Origin of the sequence: Candidatus Infernicultor aquiphilus (assembly GCF_002784285.1) — a bacterium.
Lineage (GTDB): Bacteria > Atribacterota > Phoenicimicrobiia > Phoenicimicrobiales > Phoenicimicrobiaceae > Infernicultor > Infernicultor aquiphilus.
On sequence record NZ_PFKO01000199.1, the window covers coordinates 1 to 4,658 of the forward strand.

At 33.9% G+C, this 4,658-nt stretch carries 5 protein-coding genes; 2 read left to right on the forward strand and 3 right to left on the reverse strand.

Going from position 1 to position 4,658, the window contains the following annotated elements:
* On the forward strand, positions 1-1,453 hold a 1,453-nt coding region (locus tag COZ07_RS05255), incomplete at its 5' end, for a TrkH family potassium uptake protein (protein ID WP_406607530.1).
* A gap of 98 nt (positions 1,454-1,551) precedes the next feature.
* Here the strand turns inward: COZ07_RS05255 and COZ07_RS05260 are convergent.
* Positions 1,552-2,082 (reverse strand): methylated-DNA--[protein]-cysteine S-methyltransferase, encoded by a 531-nt coding sequence (locus tag COZ07_RS05260; protein WP_406607531.1) that lies wholly within the window; start codon positions 2,080-2,082, stop codon positions 1,552-1,554.
* A 154-nt stretch (positions 2,083-2,236) separates the two neighbouring features.
* Here COZ07_RS05260 and COZ07_RS05265 point away from each other — a divergent pair, with 154 nt between their 5' ends.
* On the forward strand, positions 2,237-3,007 hold the full coding sequence (locus COZ07_RS05265; RefSeq protein ID WP_406607532.1) for a nucleotidyltransferase family protein: 771 nt from the start codon (positions 2,237-2,239) through the stop codon (positions 3,005-3,007).
* 75 nt (positions 3,008-3,082) lie between these two features.
* Here COZ07_RS05265 and COZ07_RS05270 read toward each other — a convergent pair whose 3' ends face one another.
* Positions 3,083-3,634 carry a DUF2179 domain-containing protein gene (locus tag COZ07_RS05270; RefSeq protein WP_406607533.1) on the reverse strand — a complete coding sequence of 184 codons (552 nt, stop codon included), beginning with the start codon at positions 3,632-3,634 and terminating at the stop codon, positions 3,083-3,085.
* Between the two features lie 115 nt (positions 3,635-3,749).
* Positions 3,750-4,658: transposase (locus COZ07_RS05275; RefSeq protein ID WP_406607534.1), on the reverse strand; the 909-nt coding region annotated here is incomplete at its 5' end.

Below are 4,658 nucleotides of genomic sequence, written 5' to 3' on the forward strand. Positions count from 1 at the left end.
AGAGTTAAAATTGAAATATAAGATTGTGCTAAATACTTTAGGTAGTCTTTTGTTTTTTTTAGGATTAAGCATGCTGTTCCCTCTTTTGTATGCTATTTACTATAAAGAACCAGTAATTAATACATTCATACTTTCTATGTCTATTACTTCTTTAAGTGGTCTTTTGTTGTGGAAATCTTTTCCTTCCAAAGATCCTATCGGCATAAAAGAAGGATTTACTGTAGTTACCCTAGGTTGGATATTGGCTGCTGGGTTTGGATCTCTACCTTTTTTATTGGCAGGAACTTTCTCTAATTTTATAGATGCCTACTTTGAAACTATGTCCGGTTTTACTACTACTGGTGCTTCGGTGCTTACTATTATTGAAGGAATTCCTCTATCTATCCTCTTTTGGCGAGATTTCATTCAATGGTTGGGAGGCATGGGCATTATTGTCCTGGTGGTAGCTATCCTCCCGGCATTAGGAGCAGGAGGAATGCAATTATTTAAATCAGAAGCACCCGGACCTGAAAAAGATAGATTAAAACCAAGGATTAAAGAAACTGCTAAACTTTTATGGCAAGTCTATATCATAATATCTGCTTTGCAGGTTGGATGTTTATATTTTACCGGAATGCCTTTATTTGATGCCCTTACTAATATGTTTGGAACTATGGCCACAGGAGGTTTCAACCCTAGAAATCTAAGTGTAGGTGCTTATAATAATCCGGTCTTTGAAATTATTATAACCTTCTTTATGTTTGTAGCTGGAGCAAATTTCACCTTACATTATCAAGTCCTTCATGGAAATATAAAAAGTTTATTCAAAGATAGAGAATTCCTTTTTTACGGAGGAGTAGTTCTTACTGCTATCCTGGCTATTACTACCGAACTAAGAGTGTACATTTATAACTCAATCTTTACTGCACTCAGATATGCTTCTTTCCAAGTTGTCTCTATTCTCACCACTACCGGTTTCGTTACCACCGACTACGATACCTGGCCAGCATTTTCTAAATGCATTTTACTAATTTTAATGTTTATAGGTGGATGTTCAGGTTCAACGGGAGGAGCTATTAAAAATATTCGTATTTTACTTCTCTTTAAAAAAGCTAATCGAGATTTTCATAAGCTAATTCATCCTCGGTCAGTTACACCAATCAGAGTGGGAAATAAAATCGTTTCAGAAGATACCATGAATTATATTACTAGTTTTTTCTTTTTATATATTTTAATTTTTGTAATCTCTACTTTCATAATGTCTATATTAGGCCTGGATATATTAAGTGCGATGTCCTCAGTTGCAGCTACTTTAGGAAATGTAGGCCCAGGTCTTGGTCTGGTTGGGCCATCTCAAAACTATGGTTTTATACCACCTTTAGGTAAAATTACCCTGACTATATGTATGCTATTAGGTCGATTAGAACTATATACTGTCTTAGTTTTATTAGTTCCAGGATTCTGGAGAAAATAGTTAAATTCAAAGTCAAATAGCTTCCCGTGCAAAAAAGAGTAGGGTTAAAAGATTTAGTTTGACCTTGTTTGACTTCTTAAAATCTCTATTATTTACCCTCACTTTGCTTGAATTTCAGATTCTAAATCTAACATTTTCTGCTTTAAAACAATTCCGCCTGAGGCTGAAAATCCTACTAGTTTACCATTACTTCCTATTACCCGATGACAGGGTATAATCAAAGGGATAGGATTGTGAGCCATAGTGTTTCCTACTGCTCGATAAGCCTTCGGATAATTAGCTGCCTCTGCCACTTTTTTATAGGTCTGGATTTTCCCGTAAGGTATTTTTTTAACTATTTGTAAAATACTTTTTTGAAAATCTGTATATTCATTCAGATCTAACTGCCAATTCGAAAAATCAACTTTCTTGCCTGTAAAATATTCTTTTATATCTTTAATTAAATCTTCCCATCCTCCTTTCTCTTCGATAAGATTATTATATTTTAATTCCTTCTTTATTTTGACCAGAACATCCTCTTTTCTCTCTTCAGGTAAAACTAAAATCCTTAAGCCCTCTTGACCAGCAACCAACCCTGCCCATCCCCAGGCAGTTAAAAAAATATTATATTTAAAAGATATTTCCTGCATAAATTTTTTTCTCCTTTTGTTTTGTTATTGTTTTTATTATATAATCTAAATTAGCCGTGGTCAATAAACCCGTTTTATACTAACAACTGATTTAATTGGAGAATTGGTAAATTGACCAATTGGCCAATATTTCATTATAATGTTGGGAAAAATTATGATTGAGAAAATAAATGTCTTGCTACTGGCGGGAGGGAAAACCAAAATAAGCCTAAGAAAATTTACCGGAATAGAAAATAAAGCTTTAATTGAAATTGGATCTTACCCGCACGGTAAACCTATGATTCTTTACGTTATAGAATCTTTAAAAAAAGCAAAATACACCAATAAAATTGTATTAGCCGGTCCAAAAGAAGTGCAAAAATTAGTTAAAGATTTAGTCTATCTAACCATTTCCGATGGTCAAACTATTTTTGATACTTTGAAATCAGGAATTTTGCCCCTTAAAGAAGATCCATTAATCTTAATCTCCACTTGTGATATCCCTTTAATAACCGAAAAACATATCGATTATTTTATAGAAGAGTGTTATAAATGTCCAGGTTTTGATATTTATTATCCTATCATTGATAAAGAAATTTATCAAAAATCATATCCTTTTTCAGATTTAAGAAGAGTTTATGCTAATCTTATGGAGGGGTCTTTTACGGGAGGAAATATTCTTTTAATAAATCCTCGGATTATCGCTAATTTTGGAGAAATAATCAATAATTTTATTTATTTCAGGAAACATCCTTTAAAAATGGCTCGACTCTTAGGAGCTCAAATCGCCTTAAAATACTTAAGAAAATATTTATCTATCCAAGATTTGGAAAAGAAAGTTCCTGAACTATTAGGGGGTTATAAAGGGAAGGCTATCCTCTCTCCTCCAGAAATCGCTTTGGATATTGATAAACCCAGACATTTAAAACTCCTCTGGAATCAATAAAACTTAATTTTGCTCTTTGATGAGAATTAAATAACCATCCATAGTTCAATCTTTAAACAGTAAATCTTTTTGATCTTAAATTTTGCTTTTTACTCCATACATCTGGCCACCATATTTTTCATCTAAGAGATAGGAAGTTATAAAGGCTTTAGGATCATACTCCATAGATATCTCTTTCACTTTAGTGAAGTAACTTCTTTCACATATAACTCTTAAAACTTGCACTTCCCCGTCTTTACCATATCCTATATTTCGAGTAATTCCAAACCCTTCATCCCAAAGTTTCTGTTCAATCTCTTGCCATTTATTCTTGGAAATAATTCCTACTGAAATTAATTCTTTAGATAATTTATCCGATATATATATCCCGACTACATTTCCGATGGCAAAACCCCCGCAATAAGCTACGACATTTAGCCAATTACCGATATCCTGTATTACCTTACTTACAATGAGGATAAAGATCATAACTTCAAAAAAACCAAGCAGAGCGGAAACAAGCTTTTTTCTTCTTACTATCATCTGAACTCTAAAGGTCCCTATAGTCACATCTATAACTCTGCATAAAAAAATAATTAACGCTCCCAAATAGAGATTAGAATCCATAACTCTAAAAATTATATCCATTATATCCATACCTTTCTCTCTCTTATTTTTATTTTCTGCTTTACTTTAAATTATAAATAATTATAATACTATGATTATCTCCCAAAAACTAACTATTTAATACAACATATCTAACCTAAGCAGCAAATTTAACTCTAGAAGCCCTTTGAAAACTAAATAGCGAAAATAAATGGTTATATGAAAGAGTAGAAAGCTCAGGTATTGGTGTACTTATCAACCCCTTTATCAATCTCTTACAGTTTATGGCTGATATCTTAAACCCTAACCACACCTTTACACGTACTTCTCCCCTTACCGGAAGATGATCTATCTTGTACCTCCTTCTTAGTACCGAAGGGAGACCCTCTATACCCGCTCTCTTCTTGGCCAACTCTTTATACTCGGAGGTTCCCATCTTAGCGATAAGCTGGCAGCGGTGTAACTTAGTCTCTGATACCTTAAAGAGATAACTCTTCTTCTGTTTTACTACCGAACAATCTTTACGTAAGGGACAATTACTACAGTGTTTCTGATCAAAGTGTGCTCTATAGGATCCTTCTTTAAAGGTACTGGTTATCGGCTGATGACCAGAAGGACATTTCTTTACTAGATGTTCTTTTTCGTCTATTTCAAATTTATCACTATTACTATTTTTACCTCCCCCTACCAGGTTAGTAGGGACCATCTGTATGCCTTTGGCTTCAGCTTTCTTAGCTATATCTTCAGAGTAATAGGCACCATCAACCAGAGCGGTTACTCCATCCTTTTCTACCGGTAGTTTGGAAATGGTATCCTTAGCGAATTTCTGATCACTATAGGTATTTTTCTTAAGGTCATAGCCGGTTATCATCCTATGCTTATCATCAAACTTTTCTACTAGATTAACCGTGTAACCTATGTGTTTCTTCTTACCTTTTTTACGGTAGGTGGCATCCGGATCAGTAGGGTTTTGCAAAGAATCAGGAGCTATCTCGAGAGAAGTTTTTATCTTACCTTTTCTGGTTTGCTCTTTTAACATTCGGCTAAGGAGTTTAAACTCTTCGGT